Origin of the sequence: Marinimicrobium locisalis (genome assembly GCF_039822625.1) — a bacterium.
Classification (GTDB): Bacteria; Pseudomonadota; Gammaproteobacteria; order Pseudomonadales; family Cellvibrionaceae; genus Marinimicrobium; species Marinimicrobium locisalis.
This window is the reverse complement of record NZ_JBDLLG010000026.1, coordinates 42,101-64,153: the sequence shown is the minus strand read 5'-3', so window position 1 is coordinate 64,153 and position 22,053 is coordinate 42,101. Positions and strand designations below refer to the sequence as shown.

Genomic DNA, 22,053 nt, shown 5'->3' with positions numbered 1-22,053 from the left:
CGCAGTAAGCCCGCGAAACGATGCCTCGCGGGCTTATTGCAAGCCAAGAATGAATCAGTACTGGCGGATCATGGACCAGCGTTGGTTGGCGCCGCCGGTGCTGTTCCATTGAACGATATTGGCGCCGTTGCTACTGCTCACACCGTAAACGTCCAACACCATGCCACTTAGGAAGGACTCTACTTCCACATTGCCGCCTACCCGATTGATGAGCCACTTCTGGCCGGCACTGCCCCAGTAGTCCCACTGAGCAATGTTCGCGCCCGCTTCGGTGCTGCCCTCCCAAACATCCATGCTTTTCAGGCTGCCGGCGTTGATCAGGCTGTACTGACCGGTACCTTGGTCGATCACGTACCACTTCTGATGCAACCCCCCATTGAAATCGTACTGCACGACGTTGCCACCGTTGGCGGTGTCGGCGTTGGCAATTTCCAGGCTCTTACCACTGTGCTGGGATTGGAACTGATACAACCCTTCGCTGACGCCCCCACAGCTGCTGATGTCGCTGAAGTGGTGCGTCACCGTCGGCCAGCCGCCGGAGAAGGTCATGCGTTGAATATCCAGCTTGGCGGCGCCGTTGTCGTTGCCATCGTAATAATGCATGGAGGTGTAGTTGCAGCCGTCTTGCTTGATGATGCCGATGTGGCCCGGGCCAACGCGCTTACCGTCTTGATTCGGAATCAGGTTGCGCTCTTCAGTGTACGGGCCGAAGACGCTGGTGGAACGAGCCACCTGAACGCGGTAGGTACTGTCCAGGCCCTCACAGCATTTCCCGCGGGTGAAAAACAGGTAGTAATAATCGCCATTGCGGGTGATGTACGGCGCTTCGATGGACTGATGACCGCCGCCGAAGATATGGGTCACGGAGCCGGCTAGCTTGCCGGTGCTCTGGTTGACTTCCGCCACACCCAAGCCACTAAACCAGGAACCGTAGGACATATACACCTTGCCGTCGTGGTCTCGGAACAGGGCCGCATCAATCGCGTTGATTTCATCGTTCCCGCCGTAGGACTGCACCACCATGCCCAGGTCTTCCCAGTTCGGGTTTTTCAGGGATTGCGTGCGCACCACACCAATGGCGGAGCGGGAGCTACCGAACGTGGAAGCGGAATAGTAGAGGTAATAGTAATCCCCCATCTGGATGGCGCCGGGCGCCCAGAAGTGACCCTCAAAACCGGGAACGGCATCGTTAATCCAGTTGGGCCAGGAGTCTCCAAACACCGTACTGGGGTTGCCCCAGTTCACCAGATCGGTGGAGCGGGAATACCAGATGCCATTCCCGGTGGTGAAATGAAAGTAGGTGTCGCCGTCTTTCATGATAGTGGCCGGATCGTGAGAGTTGGTCATTCCGGTCAGGTCCAGAGCTGACGCCGGCAGTGCCAGTAATAGCACCACCAATGCCCATAGCCGGCGGCTATAGGTAATGAGCGCAGAGCGGGTACAGAGCGAGCGTGGAATCGTCTTGCATTGCATAGGTCACCTTTATGTTTTTATACGGTTGTATCGAGTGCGGCATCCCTTTTTATGTCTTATTATCCTATTATTTTACAAGTCATATAGTAGCAGCCGCGAACTGCCACAGCCATGGCATTAAAATACTCATTCCTAATAGTCAGATTAACTTTTAATTCATTTTTGGAATTAACGAAGGCACTAATTTATTGGCTCCCGGCGGGGTTTGCGTTGAGCCCAAGACAAAATACAGGCAAAATCCGCCCTCGTTTTACGCGTCTATTGTTGTAGACGCTTATCCAGAGTGATTCCCTATGGCCATCAACTGGTTTCCCGGACACATGCACAAAGCCCGCAAGGACATTGCGGAGGTGATGTCGCAAACGGATGTGGTGATTGAAGTGCTAGATGCCCGAATCCCCTATTCCAGCGAAAACCCGCTGATTCCCGCCTTGCGCCGGGACAAGCCCTGCATCAAGCTACTGAACAAAGCGGACCTGGCGGACCCGGCGATGACCCAGGAGTGGGTTCAGCACCTGGAGCGGGAACAGGGGGTGACGGCCATCCCCGTTACCCAGAAAGAACCCGCCGGTATACGCCACCTGCTCACCCAGCTGGATGCCGTGCTGGCCGACCGGAACCTGTCGGCCCGCAACGCCCAAGCCATGATCATGGGGATTCCCAATGTGGGAAAATCCACCCTGATTAACATTCTCGCCAACCGGCGCATCGCCAAAACCGGCAATGAGGCCGGCGTGACCAAATCCCAACAGCGAATCAAGCTCGAGAACCGGGTAGTGCTTACCGATACGCCCGGTTTCTTATGGCCGAAGCTCAACCCGCCCAGTTGCGGTTTTCGCTTAGCGGCCACGGGCGCTATTAAAGAAAAGGTGTTCGACTACCCGGAGGTAGCCCTCTTTACCGTCGCCTATCTGGGTCGGCAGTATCCCGAGGCCCTTAAAGCCCGCTATCGCTTGGAGCAGGTGGACGAAGATGACCTGACGTTATTGGAAGACATTGGGCGGGCCCGCGGCACCGTTCGCAAAGGCGGCATGGTGGATTTAGAGAAAGTCTCCACCCTGCTGATCAGCGAGCTGCGCGCCGGCATTCTGGGGCGCATCACACTGGAAACACCGGCCATGACCGAGAAAGAGGAAGCCGAGGCGCGAGAGGCCGATGCCCGGATAAAAGCGGAAAAGGAAGAGAAGGCCAAGTTACGCCGTCAGCGGGCACGCAAAAACCGGCGTTGAGGTGTTTTTCCGGTGCCATTGTCCAGCAACCGGGAAAAGGGGGCCAGCTGCGGAACGTTTTCACATAGAATTTTAAAGCTCGCCAGCAGCGGCACCGCCATGAGCGCGCCCATCACGCCCCATAGCCAACCCCAGGCCACCACGGAAATAAACACGGCGGTGGGCGTGACCGCCAGGCGACGACCGACTACTGTAGGCGTAATCATGTGCCCTTCAGTCACCGACAAAATAATATAGGCACCCGGCACCAAAAGCGCCTGTGGCACGCTCTCAAAGGTGGCCATCCCCACCAGGGTCATGACGCCCGCCATGACCGCCGCGCCCACGTAGGGTGCAAAGTTGAAACAGGTGGCCATCAGCCCCCATAGCATGGCGTTGGGAACGCCCAGAATTTTCATTGCCAACGCCACGCAAATGCCCAAGGAAATATTAATAACGGTAATGGTGGCCAGATAGCGGGAAATATCCTGTCGGATACGGTAGGCGATTCGCACGATACGCCGACGCGAGCCAAGGTTTGCCCCAAGCTGGGTCGCTTTGCGTAGGAAACGGTCCCCGGAGGCGAGCAGAAAATAGGTTAGGAATACTGTAATGGTCAGCCCGGCGATTAGACTGGGTAGGTTGGCAAGGAGGAAGCTGCCAAGGGTGTTTTCCTCCTCCACCTTCACCTCAACGGGCCTCATTTTGTCGTTGTCACCCATGATATAGAACTGACGAACCTCTTCGGTCACGGCCTGGAGGTTGGACAGGGGGCCACTGAGTTCGGTGATGTTTTCGCGGAAGTCTCGAAGTATTTTGGGAATTTCCTGAAGCCATTGTTGCACCGGCTCAATGAGCCCTAAAAACAGCGCGATAATGGCATAGACCATCAGCGACACCAGCACCAGTGCCGAAACGGACGCAGGCACATGAAACCGCTGCCCGTAGCGCACCAGGGGGGAGAGCAATGCACTCAGCAACCAGGCCAGGGTAATGGGAATGAGCACGGGAGAGGCCACGTACAACGCGGCCACCACCGCGATGCCCGCCAACACTATCAAAGCGATCAGTTGGAAGTGCGGCACACCAAACTGCGATGAAAACGGTTTGAGCATGGGTGGAGCCAGTCCTTAGATCGGTCTTAAATCAATAAGTGCGCCCATAACTGCCGCGCCAGGCTCGCCAGAGGAATGGTCTTCAAGCGACGACCGACGGCGCCGCCCCAGCGCCCGGACACAAAGCCGGCCCCAAAGCAGCCTGCCAAGGCCCAACCGCTGCTCAACGTGTCTCCTAAAGCGGTGTGTGCTTCGCGCCGAAGCTCGCGCGCGACCAAGCGCTTATGTTCAATACCGAGCGACAGACTCTCAATCCTACGCCGCTGCCGCTTAAGAAGTAGGGTGATCATGATGGGTTCGCTTCCCGGTCGTTGGGTGCGGTGGCGTCATCAGAGCGCGGCTTTTCAGCCGCCTCTTCCTTTTGGGACGGTTCCAGTTCCGAAACCGAGGAAAACGCCCGTCGAGTTTCGGGGAAACCGATCCAGTGGATCAACCGACGAGCTTGTCGGCGCAAATACCAAATCAGGCCAAGCTGAGCCAGCAGAAGCCCGCCCAAAATCCAACCCCAGTGGATGCCTGACTCCCAGGCGTAGAGACTTGCGCCCCCCAAAAGCAGCACCCAGACAAGCATAGCCACCATGGCCATGAAAAAAACTAACAGCACGACCAGCAGCGCGCTTTTTAGACTCAGGCGCGCTTCGGCTTTGGCCAGTGACCAACGGTCACGCCAAGTTTCGCGCACCAGAATCACAACCGCCGTCACAACGTCCAGCAATGATGACTCTTGCTGTGACGACGGTTCGTCCTTCTGCTGCTCCTGGGAAGTCTGTTCGGGTTCGGGCTCGCGTTGTTCCTGCTGGCCAGCCTGCATTTACACCCCGCTACCGACGCAGCAGATTGGCAACGACCACACCAGCCGCGAAGGCGATGCCCGCTGCCATCAACGGGTTTTCCTGGGCATAGGTGCGGGCACCGGCCACGGAACCTTCCAGTTGCGCGCGCACTTCGTCTTGCTTTTCCGACCAGGATTCCTGCCCGTGTGCCGCGGCACCGCGCATGCGCTCTTCGGTCTTAGCGACCCGCTCCGAGAGCCGGTCAATAGCCTCGTGCGCGGCCGTAACCGTTTTTTCAGTGAAGGGAGCGCCGCTTTCTGCGCTTTTTTCGGATGTGCGAGTATTGGATGTTGCCATGTCAGCCTCCTTATGGCGTCTTCGCCAGAGATGTGGCAGTCCGGAAACGCGCGTTAAAAAAAGCCGTTTCCAATTCTGGTGTTATTAGAGACCATGGGTCTTTAATAACGTTCCACTTATTAGCTTAACACCTTTTTCGCAACACGTTGACACTTACCGATGCTTCCTGACAACCCTGGCGCCGCCCTCATCATACCGAGCGCCACTCGGTATCCCGGTCTGGAATGCTATCGGCCTGGTCCATTTCATCGCTCAAGCGGTTGCCCTCGGCGGCTCTGGGTTTGGCGAAGCGAGCCAGCCCGAGGTAGACCACCGGCGTCAGGAACAACGTGAACAGCGCCGCCAAACCGAGGCCACCAAAAATCACCCAGCCAATGGCCCAACGCGACTCAGCCCCCGGGCCGGTGCTTAGAATCAAAGGCAAGCCGCCAAAAACGGTTGACATCAACGTCATTGTAATGGGCCGCAAACGTACCATGGCAGCCGTGCGCACCGCGCTGAGAGCCGAGTGCCCCATATCCCGCAGCTGGTCGGCAAACTCCACCAGAAGAATGCCATTTTTTGCCATCAAGCCGATCAGCATCACCAGTCCGATCTGGGAATAGATATTGATACTGGTACCGGTAATCAGGATGGCCAGAATCGCCGCCGCAATGCCAAAGGGAACCGTCACCATCACGATTAAGGCACTCGTAAAGCTTTCAAATTGCGCGCAGAGCACCAGAAACACCACCGCCAGTGCAATAATGTACGTCAGCGCCACCTCGCGGGAGGTTTCATCAAGCGCCTGGGCCTCGCCCTGAAAAATCATGCCAATGCCCCGAGGCAGGGTTTCCGCCGCCACCGCTTGAATTTCTTCCACCGCCTTTTCAATCGGGTAGCCCCCGCGCAAGCGATACTCGATTTCAATGGAGCGACGCTGGGCGTTGCGTTCCAGTTCGGCGGCGACGCTTTCCTCTCGTAAGTTAACGACGCTGGACAAAGGCAACAGGTCGCCGCCGGCGGAATTGATGTAGAGGTTACCCAAATCATCGGGGCTGCGAATCTGGCCCGTGGCGGACTCCAGAACAATGGGAATCGCTTCGTCCCCGACACTCAAGTCCACCAGTTCATAACCGTCCACCATCGCCCGCAGCGTGCTCGATATGTCCGCCAAGTCCACCCCCAACTCTGAGGCGCGGCGCCGGTCGATATCCACCGTCAGTTGCGGCTTGGTGGGGTCGTAGTCAATGTCGGGCTCGATAAAGTGATCGTGCCGGCTCTGAACTTCTTCCATGAAGGCCGTCGCGACCTGATAGATTTCATCGTAGTCGGGCCCGGTCAGAGCCATTTCGACGCTGGAGCCATCGCCCCCACCGCGAATGTTCAGGCTGTTGCCCGCCCCCACCCAGCTTCTGATGCCAGGAATATCACGCAGTTTTTCTTCCACCTCCCGGGCGATTTCCTGGCGGGTGCGGCTGCGCTCATCCCAGTGAGCCAAAGGCAGCACCATCAGAGAGCGATTCGGATCGCGCCAGCCGATAATGGAGAACGCCAACGCCGCCTCACCGGAGTCCAGAAGCGGCTGAACCACATCACTGACTTCGTGCATTTGTCGCTCCGTGTAGGCGAGCCCTACCCCTTCGGGCCCATCGGAGCCAATGTAGATGACCCCCCGGTCTTCCTCTGGCAATAATTCCTTGGGCACAAACTGATACGAAAGCCCGGCGCCGACGGCGACCAGCACCGCAATGCCGAAGGTAAGCCAGGCGCGGCGCAACGCGGCGTCAATGAGCCAAGCGTAAAGCGTCTCCAGGCGGGAGCCAATCCGTTGCAGCCGATCCCGGATCGGATGGGGCGAGCCGGCCGGCTCCGGCGAAATACGCGCGGCGGCGGCAGGCACCAGGGACAGTGCCACAAAGGAGGAAATCGCCACCGCCACCGCCAGAACAAACCCGAATTCACGAAACAGTCGGCCCGCCGTGCTGGGCAAAATGGCAATGGGTACAAACACCGAAATCAATACGGCCGTTGTGGCCACCACCGCAAAAAAAACCTGGCGCGTTCCCAGTACCGCGGCGGCCCGCGCCCCCAGGCCTTGAGCACGGCGGCGCTGGATGTTTTCCAATACAACAATCGCATCATCCACCACCAGGCCGGTTGACAATACCAGGGCGAGCAGGGTCAGGATGTTGATGGAAAACCCCATGGCCCATATCGCCGCTACCGTCCCCACCAGCGCGACGGGGATGGCCAGGCTCGGCACCAGCGTAATTCGGAAGGAGCCAATAAACAGCCAGATAATGGCGACCACAACCGTGACGGTCAGCAACAGGCTGATAATGACCTCTTTAACGGAACCCTTAATGAACGTGGCGTTGTCCTCGGTCACCATCAGCTCGACTTCGGTTAAACGTTCGTCCAGGGGCCCGAGCGCTTCATGAATGCCATTGGATATTTCCAGGGTGTTGGACTGGGCCTGGCGAATAACCCCCATAGCCACCACCGGCTGGCCATTGAAGCGCACCAGAGAGCTGGCATCCTGGGGGGAGAAAAAGACGCGGGCCACATCCCTCACCTGGGTATTGCCTTCGACCACGATACTTCGTATTTTTTCCTCAGAGATCGCCGTGGCGTCGGCGCGAACCAATAACTCCTGGTCATTGGAGCGGAAGCTGCCACTGGGCACATCGTAGGGGGCGTTACGCAGTGCGTCGGCCACGTCCGAAACGCCCAGCCCCACACTGGCCAGCCGGGTCGGGTCCATTACCACGCGGAGCACACGGTCGGTGCCGCCGAATATCTGAACATCCGCCACCCCTTCCACCGAAATAAGTTCAGGGACCACGTCCTGCTCGATCAGTCGGGTCAGTTCCGTGCCGGAGAGCACATCACTGATGGCGGCAATGTTGATGATGGCCTGAGCATCCGGGTCCGCCTTGGTGACCGCCAGTTGCTCAACATCTTCGGGCAGTTCGCGCTGCACACGGCTGACCGCTTCGCGCACTTCGGAGGCGGCATCGTTCAAGTCGACGCCCGGATTAAACTCCAGGTTCATGCGGAAGTTGCCTTCCTCGCTGTCGGAGCGGATGTTGCGCAACCCCTCCACTCGGGCGACCGCCCCTTCGACAATGCTGGTGACTTCCGCATCCATGGTTTCCGGAGAAGCGCCGGGGTAGTTCCCGTTTACCGATACAAAGGGGTAGTCGATATTCGGCAATTCCCGTACTTCCACGGCAAGAATCGCGGCCACACCGGCAATGGCGATCAGCAGGTTGATAACCAACACCAGAATGGGCCGGCGAATGCTCAGGCTGGGGAGATCGTTCACTTCCGGAGCCTTGCGCACAGACTTCTCTTCGCTCACGACTCTTCTCCGACGTTGCTCTGCGCGGGGGGCGCGGAGCTGGAGCTCTCGCCAAGCTGTTCATTCAACACACGAACGTCCATTCCACCCCGGACAATGTGAACTCCTTCGGTCACAATCGGGGTGCCTTCGGGCAGTTCCGCCTCAACCAGTACGCCTTCATCGGTGCGCTGTACCACATTGACCGTGACCCGCTTGGCCTTGCCATCTTCCACCGCCCATACGTAGGCGCCTTCCCCGCCCCACTGCAGAGAAAGTTCAGGCACGCGCGGGTACCGGTTGCCCTGCAAATTCAGCTGAATGCGAAAGCTCATACCCGGGCGCAAATAATCATTGTCATTGCTGACGTGGGCCCGAAGAGTAAAGGTTCTTCGGGTTTCATCCACTCGAGAACCGATCTCGACGATTTCTCCTTCCGCCAAGGTGAAGCGGTCGCTCCAAGTGCTGAGCTGAAGGCTTTGGCCGAGCTCAAGCTGTCCCAACAACAGCTCGGGCAACTGGAAACTGACCAGCAGCGTATCCCGGTTATCCAGGGTGGCGATGACATCCTCCGTGGAGACCCAGGCTCCGGGGTCCACGTCCGTCATCCCCACATGGCCGTCAAAAGGCGCCTCAATGGTGTGGTGGTCCAGCTCCACTTCTGCCCGTCGCAGCGCAATACGGGCCCGGTCGACGGCGCTGGTGGCCTCATCCATCATGCTTTGGGTCACGCCGCCGGCTTCCCGGGAACGCTGGTAGCGGTCCAACTGGCGCTGGGCGTCCTTCAAGGCAACCTGCGCCAGCTCCACCGCCAAGCGCTCGTCCCGGTCATCCAGGCGGAGCAGAACCTGGCCCTTCTGGACGACTTCACCGGCCTTGAAGTTGACCTCGGTCACCTCTCCGGCCACGGCCGGGCGTAAATCAACGGATTTAAGCGCTCGAGAGGTTCCCACCGCTTCCACGAAGGTCTGCTCATAGTGGTAGCTGACCCCTTCAGTGAGTACGGGTTGCTGGCGCCCTTCTTCACCTTCCGCGCCACCGTTGGCCTGCTCAGGCGATTCGGAACAGCCCGCCAACACCGCCGCGCCTATCGCCAGGACAGCTCTCATGAAAGGCCATAACGTTTTATAAAACACCATAGTGGAAGGGTCTCAGTCTCTCTCGTGTAAAATTGTTGTTAACACGGTGCGAATGATTACTGCTTGGAGCGGGAGGCCGATCACTACGCCCATCCAGCCAAGGTCATAAAGGCTACGCTAAAATCATACAAATGACGAGACAGACGCCGGGCCCGCCTCGGCAGTAAATGTAAAGATTGGTTAGCCCCCTTAACAGTCCCGTGGATATATTGCGCAAACGTCTTTAGGCTTAACCGAACAGATCATTGACCTAACCCTTGAAAAGGAGAGCAACCCATGGGCCTGTTAGTCAACGGCAAATGGCACGACCAGTGGTACGACACCAAAAAAACCGGCGGCGAATTCATTCGCGAAGATGCCCAGTTTCGCAACTGGGTTACGCCCGATGGCAGCGCCGGGCCCAGCGGCGAAGGGGGCTTTAAGGCCGAGGCCGGGCGCTACCACTTGTACGTTTCCTACGCCTGCCCCTGGGCTCACCGCTCCCTTGTTTTTCGCGCGCTACTGGGGCTGGAAGAGGTCATTGGCGTGTCGGTGGTTCACCCGCACATGCTTGAGAACGGCTGGGAGTTCCGCCAGGACGAAGCCTTTGGCACGGAAGGGCCCGAGCCGCTCTACGGGTTTGACTGCATGCACCAAGTCTACACCAAGGCCCAGTCCGACTATTCCGGGCGGGTGACCATACCGGTGCTGTGGGACAAACAGCGGGAAACTATCGTCAACAATGAGTCGGCGGAAATCATTCGCATGCTGGTCAGTGGCTTTTGGGACTTGGCCAAAACCCCACGGGACTTTTACCCCGAAGCGTTGCGCCCCGAGATCGACGCGGTAAACGAAACCGTGTACCACAACATCAACAACGGGGTCTATCGGGCGGGCTTCGCCACCCGTCAGGACAAATATGAAAAAGCCTACGACGCCCTGTTTGGCGCATTGGATGAGGTAGAGGCCATTCTGGACAAGCAGGCGTTTCTGGCCGGAGAGGCGCTCACCGAAGCGGACTGGCGTTTGTTTACCACCTTGGTCCGGTTCGATGCGGTCTATGCCAGTCACTTTAAATGCAATCGCAACCGCATTGCGGACTTCCCGAACTTATCGAATTACCTGCGCCAGCTTTACCAAATACCGGGCGTGGCCGGCACGGTGCATTTGGACCATATCAAGCACCATTACTACTACAGCCATGACACCATTAACCCGACGCGGATTGTCCCCGTGGGGCCACAGTTGAACTTGGACGCGCCGCATAATCGGTAATACTCAGCCATACATCGGCAACGCCCGGGCGATAATCTCCCGCGTGGGCGTTCCCTTGGGCAGGTTGCCGTAGAGCCCGTGGGGGCTTTCAATCCGGCTGGCAATAAAGGCTTCCGCCACCCGCGAATCCCCGTGGCGCAACAAGAGCGAGGCCTGTAGCGCCAGCGCCATGGATTCGGCCAAGTGGCGCGCCCGGTACTCCAAGGCCGCACGATCATCCAGCGCGGCTTCCAGTTGCTGAACATAGCGGTCCAGCCGGGCATCCACCCCTTTGGTGCGGCGCAGCTCCGCCATCAGCACCGGGCGTACTTCCGGCTGCTTTTCAAACGCGCGCAGTATATCCAAGCACTGAATATTGCCGCTGCCCTCCCAAATCGCGTTAATGGGCGCTTCGCGGTACAGCCGGGCGGTCATAAATTCATTCATTACCCCGCTGCCGCCCAGGCATTCCATGGCTTCCGCATTGTGCCCCGCCACTCGCTTACACACCCAGTATTTCCCCAGGGCCGTGGCGATTCGAAGCAGTGCCCGCTCCTCGGGGTCATCGGGGCGGTCCAGCGCCCGCGCCAAGCGCATGGCCAGGGCGAGCGCCGCGTCACTCTCCACCACCAAGTCGGCCAATACGTTTTGCATTAGCGGTTGGTGGATCAGCGCCTGGCCAAACGCGCGTCGGTGAACGCAGTGATGAATGGCCTGCACCACCGCTTGGCGCATGGCCGCCGCGGAGGCCAGCGTGCAATCAAAGCGGGTCAGGGCCACCATTTCAATGATCGTCGCTACCCCTCGGCCCTCTTCTCCGAGCAAATAGCCCTCGGCCCCGCGCAGCTCCACTTCGCTGGACGCATTCGACAGGTTGCCCATTTTGTTTTTCAGTCGCTGCAGCAACAGCGCGTTTCGGTCCCCGCTCTCGCGCCAGCGGGGCACCAAGAAGCAAGAAAGCCCCGCCTCGGTCTGAGCCAGGGTGAGAAACGCATCGGAGTTGGGGGCGGACATAAAGAACTTGTGGCCGGTCAGGTAGTAGCCATCGCCCTGTCGTTTTGCCCGTGTGGTATTGGCCCGCACGTCCGAGCCGCCCTGCTTTTCGGTCATGGCCATGCCCACGGTCAGGCCGCTCTTCTCCCAATAGGGACGGTCGCTGCTATCGTATTCCTGGGAAAGGACGCCGCTCAGCCAAGCCGGGGGGAGTGTCGAGTGGGCCTGCAGCACCGGCACGCAGGCAAAGGTCATGGTAATGGGGCAGCCGTGGCCCTGTTCGAGCTGGGTTTGCAAATAAACCAGGGCCGCGCGCCGCACGTGGGCACCCTCTCCGGGCACTCGCCAGGGGGCGGAATGCAGTCCCAAGCCAATAGCTTTAGCCATCAACCGGTGATAACTGGGGTGGTAGCTCACCCGATCCAGCCGGTGGCCCCAACGGTCGTGACTTTGCAGCTCGGGCGGATGGGCGTTGGCCTCGAAGCCGCACTGAATCCATTCTGAGGAGCCCAGGTCACGCCCCTCCCGATGAAGCTCTGATTCCGAGCCGCAGGCGCCGCCGGCCTTTACCGCCTCCTGTAACGCGATATCCTCGCTGTAAGCGTCATAGTCTTCCAGCGCGGGCGGTACATTGAAGACTTCGTGGGTCTCCGCCGCCAGACCTTTGTGCCAATCGTCAGAGCCTTGATGTGCCATAGTCACCTCCCGGTAGGCCGGTGGGGCCTGAAGCTGTATAATCGCGGGTTTCACGCCAGTCCGCAGGGAATCTCGAACCTCGTCAACTCAAGTAATTAGTACCTTGAGTGCCGGAAAAGATTCCCTCCAAGCTTAGTACAGGTTGCCGAATGTCTTTGGAAAAAACGTACAACCCCCACGCCATTGAGCGCGAGTGGTACCAGACCTGGGAAGAGAAAGGTTACTTCAAACCCCGCGGTGAGGGTGACCCCTACTGCATCATGATCCCACCGCCGAACGTGACCGGCAGCCTGCACATGGGGCACGGCTTCAACAACGCCGTGATGGACGCGATGATTCGCTACCACCGCATGAAGGGCGATGACACCCTGTGGCAAATGGGCACTGACCATGCCGGTATCGCCACCCAGATGGTGGTCGAGCGGCAGCTGGCCGCCGAGGGGCAGGACCGCCACGACCTGGGCCGGGAGAAGTTTCTGGAGAAGGTCTGGGAGTGGAAAGGCGAGTCCGGCGGCAACATTACCCGTCAGTTGCGCCGGCTGGGCTCGTCTCTGGACTGGAGCCGCGAGCGTTTCACCATGGACGAGGGCCTGTCTACGGCGGTTCAGGAAGCCTTTGTCCGCCTGTACGAAGATGGCCTGATTTACCGCGGCAAGCGCCTGGTCAACTGGGACCCGAAGCTTCACACCGCCATCTCCGACCTGGAGGTGGAAAACCACGATGAGAAAGGCTTCTTCTGGCACATGCGCTACCGGCTCGCCGATGGCGAGAAAACGGCCGAAGGCAAGCCTTATCTGGTGGTCGCCACCACCCGCCCCGAGACCATGCTGGGCGATTCCGCCGTGGCCGTGCACCCGGAAGACGAGCGCTATGCCTCCCTGGTTGGCAAGTTTATCGAGCTGCCCCTGGTGGGCCGTCGCATCCCGATTATCGCCGACGATTATGTCGACCGCGATTTCGGCACCGGCTGTGTGAAGATTACCCCGGCCCATGACTTTAACGACTATGAAGTAGGCAAGCGCCACGACTTGCCGCTCATTAATGTACTGGATAAAGACGCGGCGATCCTGGGCACCGCTCAGGTATTCAACTATGCCGGTGAAACCCGCACGGATATTGACACCGCCCTGCCCTCGGAGCTCGCCGGCAAGGACCGCTACGCCGCGCGCGAGGCGATTGTCGAGGCGCTGGAATCCTCCGAGCTAATGGAGCAAATTGAGGACCACGCGCTCAAGCAGCCCCGGGGCGACCGCTCCGGCGTTGTTGTCGAGCCCTGGCTCACCGACCAGTGGTATGTCAGTACCAAACCCCTGGCCGAGCCGGCCATTGAGGCGGTGGCAGACGGCCGAATTCAGTTCGTCCCCAAGCAATACGAAAACATGTACTTCTCCTGGATGCGTGACATTCAAGACTGGTGCATCAGCCGGCAGCTCTGGTGGGGCCACCGCATTCCCGCCTGGTACGATGCCGATGGCAAGGTCTATGTGGGCCGCAACGAAGCGGAAGTTCGCAGCAAGTACAAACTGGACCAAAGCACGAAGCTGCACCAGGACGAAGATGTACTCGACACCTGGTTCAGCTCCGGGCTCTGGACCTTCTCCACCCTGGGGTGGCCCGAGCAGACCGACTTCCTAAAGAAGTTCCACCCCACGGATCTGCTGGTGACCGGTTTTGATATCATTTTCTTCTGGGTCGCCCGGATGATCATGCTGACCATGCACCTGATCAAAGACGAAAACGGCAAGCCCCATGTGCCTTTCGAGACCGTTTATGTTCACGGTTTGGTGCGCGATAGTTACGGCCAGAAGATGTCCAAGTCCAAAGGGAATGTGTTGGACCCTCTGGACATCATCGACGGTATCGACTTGGAAAGCCTGGTGGCCAAGCGCACCCAGGGGCTGATGCGTCCGAAGGACGCGAAAAAGATCGAAAAACAAACCCGCAAGGAGTTCCCGGAGGGCATCGCCGCCTACGGCACCGATGCGTTGCGCTTTACCTTCTGCTCCCTGGCTTCCACCGGCCGGGACATCAAGTTCGATATGGGCCGGGTGGAAGGCTACCGCAACTTCTGTAACAAAATCTGGAACGCCACCCGTTATGTCCTGATGCAGTGCGAGAGCGAGGACTGCGGTGAAAACGGCGGTGAAGTCGCCCTGTCCCTGGCGGACCGGTGGATCGTCTCCCGCCTGCAGGTGGCGGAAAAGGCGGTCACCGAGGCGCTGGAGAGCTACCGCCTGGACTTGGCCGCTCAGGCGCTCTACGAGTTCGTCTGGAACGAATACTGCGACTGGTACCTGGAGCTCTCCAAGCCCACCCTGTGGGACGAAAACGCCAGTGCAGAACAAAAGCGTGGCACGCGCCGTACCTTGATTCGGGTGCTGGAGGCGACCTTGCGCCTGGCCCACCCATTGATGCCGTTTATCACCGAAGAAATCTGGCAGAAGATCAAAACCCTGGCCGGCGCCTCCGGCGAAACCATTATGCTGGCGCCCTACCCGGTGGCGGACGACACCAAAATCGATGATGCCGCCTCGGCGGATATCGAATGGCTCAAAGCGGTGATTCTGGGTGTGCGCAACATTCGCGGGGAGATGAATATCTCCCCGGCAAAGAAGCTGCCGCTGTTCTTCTATAACGGTTCGGGCGAAGATCAGCGCCGACTGAAGGAAAACCGCCAGTCGCTGATCAAAATCGCCGCGCTGGAAGACGTTACTTGGTTGAACCCGGGGGATGAGGCCCCGGTGTCCGCCACCGCCCTGGCCGGTGATCTTGAGCTGCTGGTCCCCATGGCGGGGTTGATCGACAAAGAAGCAGAGCTGGAGCGGTTGAACAAAGAAGTGGCCAAGCTGGAGAAGGATATTCAGAAAACCGAAGGCAAGCTTGGCAACGCCAATTTCGTGGACAAGGCACCCAAAGAGGTGGTCGATAAGGAGCGCGACCGGTTGGAGGGTTTGAAGTCCGCGTTGGGTAAATTGCAGGAGCAGTTGCGGCGAATTGAGAGTTTATAGAGCGTTTAACGTTTGATGGTAGGTGGCGCTTGCGCTTACCTACCCTACGCCCGGATTGGACTCCGCCACCACGTAGGGTAGGTAAGCGCAAGCGCCACCTACCATTGCCCCACACAACCACTCACTCCCCCGCCTGCAAATTCACCACTCCCTTTCCACCCCAATCCTCGGGATACAATCCCGCCCTCACCGCCCGGTGAAAGGTGGAATAAGGCCAGTCCACCACACGATCCACCCAACCATGCTTCACGGGGTTAAAATGCGCATAGTCAATATGGGCACGATAATCGCCCTCGCTTCTGATCGTATGCTCCCAATAACGCCGCTGCCACAATGCCCCCGCATCGGGTACCTGGTCAGGCCCCTCGAGGGCGCGCACCATTTTTGAGAATTGCTTTTTTATTTCTCGCCAGCGGCCAGGGTAATCGGTATCGAGATGGGGTAACGTCCAGACGGCATGAATGTGTTCCGGTAAAACCACCCAGGCGTCGATTAAGAAGGGGCTTCGTTGCCTGACCGCTTTAACCACTTCGCGCAATACATCAACATGGCGAACCAGCCAATCCGCCCGCCGGTCAGCCAACGTCACCGTAAAAAAGAAAGTACCACCCGGAAGAAAATTGCGTCGGTAGCTCGACATGGGAAACTCCACTCCTTGGACATTGAAACGCAAGAATAACCAACAGCGTAGGCTTAACCAAGGCTTTCGTGGAGATGGGTGACAGACCCTCGCATTATTGCGACCGGGGTCAAATTCCCGGCCCTACCACCGCGATTTTCCCCTAGAGTCATCGTTGGCTAGACTGGAGATAGTTTCCCCTCAGAGGAGGTGTGCGATGCAACTACCAATCCCCGACCGAGAAACCGCCGGGCGTGAGCTTGCCAAGGCCCTGGCGGCTTACCGTGAACGCGAAAAGCTTGTGGTGCTCGCCCTCCCACGCGGCGGGCTGCCCGTGGCTGCGGAAATTGCCCGAGAGCTCGGAGGTGAGCTGGATTTGATGACCGTAAGAAAGCTGGGCATGCCCGGTCAGAAGGAGGTCGCCATGGGCGCCATTGCCAGTGGCGGCGCCAGGGTCCTTAACGAACAAATGCTTGGCTCCGACCTCATAACGGAAAAAGCCTTGGAGGAGGTCACCGAAGCCGAGCAGCGTGAGCTAGAGCGGCGCGAGCAGGTCTATCGGGGGTCTCACCCCTGGCCGGACTTGGCCGGAGCCACGGTGATACTGGTGGATGACGGGCTTGCCACCGGCGCCACCATGCGGGCCGCGCTTAAGGGATTAAAACCGTATAAGCCAAGGGAAACAGTGGTGGCAGTTCCGGTAGCGCCAGAGGAGCCTTTGATTGAGCTTCGCAAGCGTGCCGATGAGGTGGTGTGCCTGGAGACACCCTCGAACTTTCGGGGCATAGGGCAATGGTATGTGTCGTTTGATCAGGTGTCGGATGAGGAGGTTGAGGAGATTTTAGGGGAGTTTTGGGGGAGAGGGGGTTGATGGTGACCTGGCCGGGGAGGGATATACCAGAGCACTTCCTTGTGCTCTGCCCCTTCGGGGCGCCTAGCGGCGGTACCGATCGTTCCTGACGATTGGTCACTCGGGCCATCCATGCCCCTCGCCCTTCGGGCGGCCTTCGGCCGTGCAAAACGGCTGTCCTGCCGTTTTGTGATTCGCCTCTTCCTGAGGCTTTCCCTGCGGGCGGCTTCGCCGTCCCAATTTGATCCCGTCAAATTGGTCGAACCCGGCGAGGGTTCCTACCCTCCCTCTCCGCCATACACAAAAAAGCCCGGCGGTTAGGCCGGGCTTTTTTGTGTATGGCGGAGAGGGAGGGATTCGAACCCTCGATACCGGATTAGGGTATACTCCCTTAGCAGGGGAGCGCCTTCAGCCACTCGGCCACCTCTCCGTATTCAAATTGTTCTGGAAACGCTCGGCGCCTGGCTTGGCGTTTCCGACCTGCCGGGAGTGCCTCTCGACAAGTGCGGCGCATCATACCATATCTCACGGAAAATCAAAGGGTTGAGATGGAATGAATGCAAAAAAGTGTGTTTCAGGTTCTATCAAGAAGCGTCTGGGCAGGACGCACCTGCAGGGCGACCAACGCTCCCCCAGGAAGCGACTCGGGAGGTGGATCAACACCCTCCCGAGACCACTGGACTTAACCGGGGTTTACTCCGGTTGTTCGTCCTGACTCTGCTTCTCACGCTGGATACGCTGATAGATTTCTTCGCGGTGGACAGCAATATCCTTGGGCGCATTTACGCCGATACGGACTTGGTTGCCTTTTACGCCCAGAACGGTAACGGTAACTTCGTCACCTACCATCAGAGTTTCGCCAATACGGCGGGTCAAAATCAACATAATAAATCTCCTTCACTCATCCTGTAAGAAAACGGCTTGTAGACTCCATCGTCCTCTGCCGCTTCTCGGCTAACCCCAATTGCCGAAAGGAAGTCATATTGCAAACCCCCTTGCAATTATCGACCAAAGCCGGCGAATTGGACAAACATTTTTCATCCTATTGTTGCTTTTTTATCCTTGATTACACTACACGGCGCTAACTGTAACAGATTTGTACAGCGGCCGCTATTCAACCAAACAACGATTTTTATGCCACTTGAAACGCCTCCCTGTGAGCTGTCTCCAATCTCAACCGCGATTGCGGTTTTCTTCGGGCTCACTATCAAGCCCAAAAGCACTGTGCAAGCAACGTACTGCCAGCTCCAGATAGCGCTCTTCAATGATCACCGATATCTTGATTTCAGAGGTGGTGATCATCTGAATATTGATGTTTTCCTCCGCCAGGGCATTAAACATGGTGGACGCAACGCCCGCATGCGAACGCATACCGACCCCGACGATGGAGATTTTGGCGACGCGGTCATCCCCACGCACTTCGCGAGCATCAATGCTCTTGGCCACCCCCTCCAAAATTCCCAGAGTCTTCTTGAGGTCGCCTTTGTTGACGGTAAAGGTCAGGTCGGTGGTGTTATCCGCCCCGACGTTTTGCACAATGACGTCCACTTCAATGTTGGCGGCGCCCACCGGGCCCAGGATTCGGGCCGCCACCCCTGGTGTGTCCGGAATGCCAGCCAGCGTTACCTTGGCTTCATCGCGATTGAAAGCAATGCCCGAGACAACCGGTTGTTCCATAGTATCGTCTTCCTCGTCGAGTGTGATCAGGGTGCCCGGCCCGTCTTTAAAGCTGGAGAGCACCCGCAGGGGAACCTTATATTTACCGGCAAATTCGACCGACCGGATTTGCAGCACCTTGGAACCCTGGCTGGCCATTTCCAGCATTTCTTCAAAGGTGATCTTATCCAGCCGGCGCGCCCTTTCGACCACACGCGGGTCAGTGGTGTATACGCCGTCCACGTCGGTATAGATCTGGCATTCGTCTGCCTTTAGCGCGGCCGCCAAGGCCACGCCCGTGGTGTCCGACCCACCGCGCCCGAGCGTGGTAATGTTGCCACTGTCGTCGAGGCCCTGGAAGCCCGCCACCACCACTACGCGGCCGGCCTTGAGGTCGGCTCGCATCCGGGTTTCATCAATCGCCTGAATTCGAGCTTTCGTGTGCGCACTGTCGGTCAGAATGCCGGCTTGGCCGCCGGTGTAGGAGCGGGCATCACACCCACGCTTCTTCAGTGCCATGCACAGCAGCGCAATCGTAACCTGTTCACCGGTGGACACCAAAACATCCAGCTCGCGCGGCTCGGGGCTATCCTGAATGCTCTGGGCCAAGGCAATCAAGCGGTTGGTCTCGCCACTCATGGCGGAGAGTACAACGACCATGTCATGGCCTTCGGCGCGGCAGGCCGCCACTTTGTCGGCGACCGCCTCAATCCGTTCGACGGTTCCCACCGAAGTGCCGCCGTATTTCTGAACCAACAAACTCATTCTCGAGCTCTTCCTCCGAACTCTTTCCAAATCACGGGTTGCCCCAAAGCGGTGCCGGTTTCAAACCCATACCGGCACAGGCCCTGAATAAGGGACCACGTGATTTAGCTGTCAATTATCGCACAAGGCGCGGCCCGCTATTAAAGCCTAATTCACAAGAATGCGAAATAGTTTTATAGACCGTAGCACTCAAATGTGCGCTATTACCCATTAACCAAGCTGTTGCTCAACCCAGGATGGAACAGACGCCAGCGCCGCGGAGACCCCGGCCGGGTCGGTACCACCGCCCTGCGCCATATCGGGGCGGCCACCACCCTTGCCACCAACTTTGGCCGCAACCTCTCGCATGAGGTCTCCGGCTTTGAGCTTGCCGGTAAGGTCTTTGGTCACACCCGCAACCAACGACACCTTTTCACCTTCCACCGCAGCCAGCAATACCACCCCGCTTCCGAGTTTGTTTTTAAGCTGGTCCGCACTGTCGCGCAGGGATTTGCTGTCGGCACCTTCGAGCTTAACGGCCAGTACTTTAACACCGGCCACTTCTTTCGCTTGGTCCAACAGGTTGCCGCCGCCGGCCGTGGCCAGCTTGGCTTTAAGGGCCGTCACTTCTTTTTCCAGCTTGCGGTTCTGGCTGAGCAGTTGCTGGACTTTCTCCGGCACCTGGGCCCGGCGAGTTTTCAGGGCCTGAGCCGCACCGTCGGCGAGGTCTTCCAACTCGTCAAACAGGGCAAGGGCCCCGGCGCCGGTGACCGCTTCAATTCGGCGCACACCCGCGGCCACGCCGGATTCGGAAGTAATGCGAAACAGGCCGATGTCCCCGGTGCGGCGCACATGGGTGCCACCGCAAAGCTCCACGGAAAAACCATCGCCCATGGTGAGCACTCGCACTTCATCACCGTACTTTTCTCCGAACAACATCATGGCACCCTTGGTTTTGGCGCTCTCAATATCCATGTGCTCGGTTTGCACTTCGGTGTTCGCGCGAACCTGCTCGTTCACCATCGTTTCAATGGCTTTAAGTTCCTCGGGCTTGACGGGTTCAAAATGAGAGAAGTCAAAGCGCAGGCGCTCGGAGTCCACCAGCGACCCTTTCTGACTGACGTGCTCGCCCAGTACGTGGCGCAAAGCGGCATGCATCAGGTGGGTAGCGGAGTGGTTCAGCGCCGTGGCCTGACGGACCGTGCCATCGACCCGGGCGGACAGTTCATCCCCTACGGCGAGGCCACCGTGGAGCAGCCGTCCGACGTGCACATGGCTACTGCCTTCTTTGGCGCAGTCGCGCACTTCAAAGCGCATACCCGAATCGGCTTCCAGGTAGCCGGTATCGCCCACCTGACCACCGGATTCGGCGTAAAACGGCGTGCGATCAAGAACCACGGCGCCCTCATCACCCTCTTCCAGGTGATCCACCAGTTGGCCGTCTTTGAGCAGCGCCTGGACCGTACCGGATTCGGCGAGTTGCGTGTAACCCAGAAATTCGGTGGCGGGCAAGTCGAGCCCGGCCGCGGTGTAATCCACCTTGAAACTGCCGGCGGCGCGGGCGCGGGCGCGCTGGGCCTCCATGGCCTGCTGGTAGCCGGCCATGTCCACGCTCAGGTCGCGCTCGCGCGCGATATCGGCGGTCAGGTCCACGGGGAAGCCATAGGTATCGTAAAGGGTAAAGACCAAATCTCCCGGAAGCTCCCGCCCCTCGAGATCCTCCAACGCGTCCTCAAGCACGGCCATGCCCTTGTCCAGGGTTTTGGCGAACTGCTCTTCTTCGAGCAACAGGACTTTCTCGATTTGCGCCTGCTGTTGCCGCAACTCGGGATAGGCATCGCCCATCACTTCAGCGAGCGCCGCTACCAGGGTATGGAAGAATGCTTGTGTCTGGCCCAGTTGATGACCGTGGCGTACAGCGCGGCGAATAATCCGGCGCAGTACATAGCCACGGCCTTCGTTGGAAGGCAGCACGCCATCGCCGATCAGGAAGGAACAGGAGCGAATGTGGTCGGCGATCACGCGCAGGGATTTGTTCTCCAGATCATCGGTTTCGGTCGCCTTGGCGGCGGCCTTCAGCAGATGTTGGAACAGATCGATGTCGTAGTTGTTGTGCACCCCTTGCATCACGGCGGCGATACGCTCCAACCCCATGCCGGTGTCGATGGAGGGGTTCGGCAGCGGTTTTAGCTCGCCGTTGCTTTGGCGTTCGTACTGCATGAACACCAGGTTCCAGATTTCGATATACCGATCCAGATCGTCGCCTTCGCTACCCGGCGGACCGCCGGGAATATCCGAGCCGTGATCGTAGAAAATTTCCGAGCTGGGGCCGCAGGGGCCGGTGTCGCCCATTTGCCAGAAGTTGTCCTCATCCAGCCGGGAAAAGCGCTCGGGGCTCACGCCGATTTCCTTCTGCCAGATATCGGCGGCTTCGTCGTCGCTGATGTGTACGGTAATCCACAGGCGTTCGGGAGGCAGCTCCAATACCTGGGTCAGGAATTCCCACGCGAAGCGGATGGCGTCACGCTTAAAGTAGTCGCCAAAGCTGAAATTACCCAGCATTTCAAAAAAGGTGTGGTGGCGAGCGGTGTAACCGACGTTTTCCAGGTCATTGTGTTTGCCGCCGGCGCGCACGCAACGCTGGGAGCTGGTCGCACGGGAGTAGTCGCGCTTCTCTTCGCCGAGAAACACGTCCTTGAATTGGTTCATCCCGGCATTGGTAAACAGTAGAGTCGGGTCATTGCCGGGAATCAGGGAGCTGCTGGGGACGATGGTGTGCCCCTGACGCTCGAAATATTGTAAAAAGGCGTCGCGAATGTCTGCGCTTTTCATGCTGTATCCGTGGTTGAGAAACTGATAGAAAC

The 22,053-nt window shown here is 58.6% G+C and carries 16 protein-coding genes and 1 tRNA gene; 4 read left to right on the top strand and 13 right to left on the bottom strand.

Translation table 11 applies throughout. The features are described from left to right. Positions 1 to 54: 54 nt before the first annotated feature. Positions 55 to 1,473, bottom strand: coding sequence for a family 43 glycosylhydrolase (locus tag AAE514_RS15835; RefSeq protein WP_347332528.1), 1,419 nt, complete (start codon positions 1,471 to 1,473; stop codon positions 55 to 57). Positions 1,474 to 1,766: 293 nt separating this feature from the next. Between AAE514_RS15835 and ylqF the strand changes: the two genes are divergently transcribed. Next, a complete protein-coding gene (gene ylqF, locus AAE514_RS15830; protein ID WP_347332527.1) occupies positions 1,767 to 2,702 on the top strand; it encodes a ribosome biogenesis GTPase YlqF in 936 nt (311 codons plus the stop codon). On the opposite strand, the gene AAE514_RS15825 is transcribed toward ylqF, so the two are convergent. The 6 genes from AAE514_RS15825 to AAE514_RS15800 all read right to left on the bottom strand — a co-directional run bounded on the left by AAE514_RS15825 (position 2,675) and on the right by AAE514_RS15800 (position 9,360). After that, a complete protein-coding gene (locus tag AAE514_RS15825; protein ID WP_347332526.1) occupies positions 2,675 to 3,796 on the bottom strand; it encodes an AI-2E family transporter in 1,122 nt (373 codons plus the stop codon). The genes ylqF and AAE514_RS15825 overlap by 28 nt on opposite strands. Before the next feature lie 26 nt (positions 3,797 to 3,822). Beyond that, positions 3,823 to 4,086: a hypothetical protein gene (locus tag AAE514_RS15820; protein ID WP_347332525.1), complete on the bottom strand. Its 264-nt coding sequence runs from the start codon at positions 4,084 to 4,086 to the stop codon at positions 3,823 to 3,825. Further along, complete coding sequence (locus AAE514_RS15815; RefSeq protein ID WP_347332524.1) at positions 4,083 to 4,607, bottom strand: hypothetical protein; 525 nt, start codon at positions 4,605 to 4,607, stop codon at positions 4,083 to 4,085. The genes AAE514_RS15820 and AAE514_RS15815 overlap by 4 nt, the downstream gene beginning before the upstream one ends. Positions 4,608 to 4,617: 10 nt before the next feature. Further along, a complete protein-coding gene (locus AAE514_RS15810; RefSeq protein WP_347332523.1) occupies positions 4,618 to 4,926 on the bottom strand; it encodes a hypothetical protein in 309 nt (102 codons plus the stop codon). Positions 4,927 to 5,116: 190 nt separating this feature from the next. Then, positions 5,117 to 8,272: an efflux RND transporter permease subunit gene (locus tag AAE514_RS15805; RefSeq protein ID WP_347332522.1), complete on the bottom strand. Its 3,156-nt coding sequence runs from the start codon at positions 8,270 to 8,272 to the stop codon at positions 5,117 to 5,119. Further along, positions 8,269 to 9,360 carry an efflux RND transporter periplasmic adaptor subunit gene (locus AAE514_RS15800; RefSeq protein ID WP_347332521.1) on the bottom strand — a complete coding sequence of 364 codons (1,092 nt, stop codon included), beginning with the start codon at positions 9,358 to 9,360 and terminating at the stop codon, positions 8,269 to 8,271. Before AAE514_RS15800 ends, AAE514_RS15805 begins: the two co-directional genes overlap by 4 nt. A 306-nt stretch (positions 9,361 to 9,666) precedes the next feature. On the opposite strand from AAE514_RS15800, the gene AAE514_RS15795 reads away from it, so the two are divergent. After that, the gene (locus tag AAE514_RS15795) at positions 9,667 to 10,644 is read left to right on the top strand and encodes a glutathione S-transferase family protein (RefSeq protein ID WP_347332520.1); all 978 of its coding nucleotides are present in this window, start codon (positions 9,667 to 9,669) and stop codon (positions 10,642 to 10,644) included. Between the two features lie 3 nt (positions 10,645 to 10,647). On the opposite strand, the gene AAE514_RS15790 is transcribed toward AAE514_RS15795, so the two are convergent. Then, positions 10,648 to 12,312, bottom strand: coding sequence for an acyl-CoA dehydrogenase family protein (locus tag AAE514_RS15790; protein ID WP_347332519.1), 1,665 nt, complete (start codon positions 12,310 to 12,312; stop codon positions 10,648 to 10,650). A 155-nt stretch (positions 12,313 to 12,467) separates the two neighbouring features. On the opposite strand from AAE514_RS15790, the gene AAE514_RS15785 reads away from it, so the two are divergent. Next, positions 12,468 to 15,320, top strand: a complete 2,853-nt coding sequence (locus AAE514_RS15785; protein WP_347332536.1) for a valine--tRNA ligase — start codon at positions 12,468 to 12,470, stop codon at positions 15,318 to 15,320. Positions 15,321 to 15,441: 121 nt separating this feature from the next. Here AAE514_RS15785 and AAE514_RS15780 read toward each other — a convergent pair whose 3' ends face one another. Beyond that, positions 15,442 to 15,960, bottom strand: coding sequence for an REP-associated tyrosine transposase (locus AAE514_RS15780; RefSeq protein ID WP_347332518.1), 519 nt, complete (start codon positions 15,958 to 15,960; stop codon positions 15,442 to 15,444). 196 nt (positions 15,961 to 16,156) lie between these two features. Here AAE514_RS15780 and AAE514_RS15775 point away from each other — a divergent pair, with 196 nt between their 5' ends. Beyond that, positions 16,157 to 16,810, top strand: coding sequence for a phosphoribosyltransferase (locus AAE514_RS15775; protein ID WP_347332517.1), 654 nt, complete (start codon positions 16,157 to 16,159; stop codon positions 16,808 to 16,810). A gap of 318 nt (positions 16,811 to 17,128) precedes the next feature. Here the strand turns inward: AAE514_RS15775 and AAE514_RS15770 are convergent. The 4 genes from AAE514_RS15770 to alaS all read right to left on the bottom strand — a co-directional run bounded on the left by AAE514_RS15770 (position 17,129) and on the right by alaS (position 22,021). Beyond that, positions 17,129 to 17,219 (bottom strand) — tRNA-Ser (locus AAE514_RS15770). A gap of 263 nt (positions 17,220 to 17,482) precedes the next feature. Then, positions 17,483 to 17,674, bottom strand: a complete 192-nt coding sequence (gene csrA, locus AAE514_RS15765; RefSeq protein ID WP_027328976.1) for a carbon storage regulator CsrA — start codon at positions 17,672 to 17,674, stop codon at positions 17,483 to 17,485. A 288-nt stretch (positions 17,675 to 17,962) separates the two neighbouring features. After that, a complete protein-coding gene (locus AAE514_RS15760) occupies positions 17,963 to 19,210 on the bottom strand; it encodes an aspartate kinase (RefSeq protein WP_347332516.1) in 1,248 nt (415 codons plus the stop codon). Between the two features lie 210 nt (positions 19,211 to 19,420). Beyond that, on the bottom strand, positions 19,421 to 22,021 hold the full coding sequence (alaS, locus tag AAE514_RS15755) for an alanine--tRNA ligase (RefSeq protein WP_347332515.1): 2,601 nt from the start codon (positions 22,019 to 22,021) through the stop codon (positions 19,421 to 19,423). Positions 22,022 to 22,053 lie beyond the last annotated feature (32 nt).

Excerpts from the sequence above, each read along its gene's own strand:
- AAE514_RS15835 (WP_347332528.1), bottom strand. The coding sequence starts at position 1,473 with ATGCAATGCAAGACGATTCCACGCTCGCTCTGTACCCGCTCTGCGCTC.
- ylqF (WP_347332527.1), top strand. The coding sequence starts at position 1,767 with ATGGCCATCAACTGGTTTCCCGGACACATGCACAAAGCCCGCAAGGAC.
- AAE514_RS15825 (WP_347332526.1), bottom strand. The coding sequence starts at position 3,796 with ATGCTCAAACCGTTTTCATCGCAGTTTGGTGTGCCGCACTTCCAACTG.
- AAE514_RS15820 (WP_347332525.1), bottom strand. The coding sequence starts at position 4,086 with ATGATCACCCTACTTCTTAAGCGGCAGCGGCGTAGGATTGAGAGTCTG.
- AAE514_RS15815 (WP_347332524.1), bottom strand. The coding sequence starts at position 4,607 with ATGCAGGCTGGCCAGCAGGAACAACGCGAGCCCGAACCCGAACAGACT.
- AAE514_RS15810 (WP_347332523.1), bottom strand. The coding sequence starts at position 4,926 with ATGGCAACATCCAATACTCGCACATCCGAAAAAAGCGCAGAAAGCGGC.
- AAE514_RS15800 (WP_347332521.1), bottom strand. The coding sequence starts at position 9,360 with ATGAGAGCTGTCCTGGCGATAGGCGCGGCGGTGTTGGCGGGCTGTTCC.
- AAE514_RS15795 (WP_347332520.1), top strand. The coding sequence starts at position 9,667 with ATGGGCCTGTTAGTCAACGGCAAATGGCACGACCAGTGGTACGACACC.
- AAE514_RS15790 (WP_347332519.1), bottom strand. The coding sequence starts at position 12,312 with ATGGCACATCAAGGCTCTGACGATTGGCACAAAGGTCTGGCGGCGGAG.
- AAE514_RS15780 (WP_347332518.1), bottom strand. The coding sequence starts at position 15,960 with ATGTCGAGCTACCGACGCAATTTTCTTCCGGGTGGTACTTTCTTTTTT.
- AAE514_RS15775 (WP_347332517.1), top strand. The coding sequence starts at position 16,157 with ATGCAACTACCAATCCCCGACCGAGAAACCGCCGGGCGTGAGCTTGCC.
- csrA (WP_027328976.1), bottom strand. The coding sequence starts at position 17,674 with ATGTTGATTTTGACCCGCCGTATTGGCGAAACTCTGATGGTAGGTGAC.
- AAE514_RS15760 (WP_347332516.1), bottom strand. The coding sequence starts at position 19,210 with ATGAGTTTGTTGGTTCAGAAATACGGCGGCACTTCGGTGGGAACCGTC.
- alaS (WP_347332515.1), bottom strand. The coding sequence starts at position 22,021 with ATGAAAAGCGCAGACATTCGCGACGCCTTTTTACAATATTTCGAGCGT.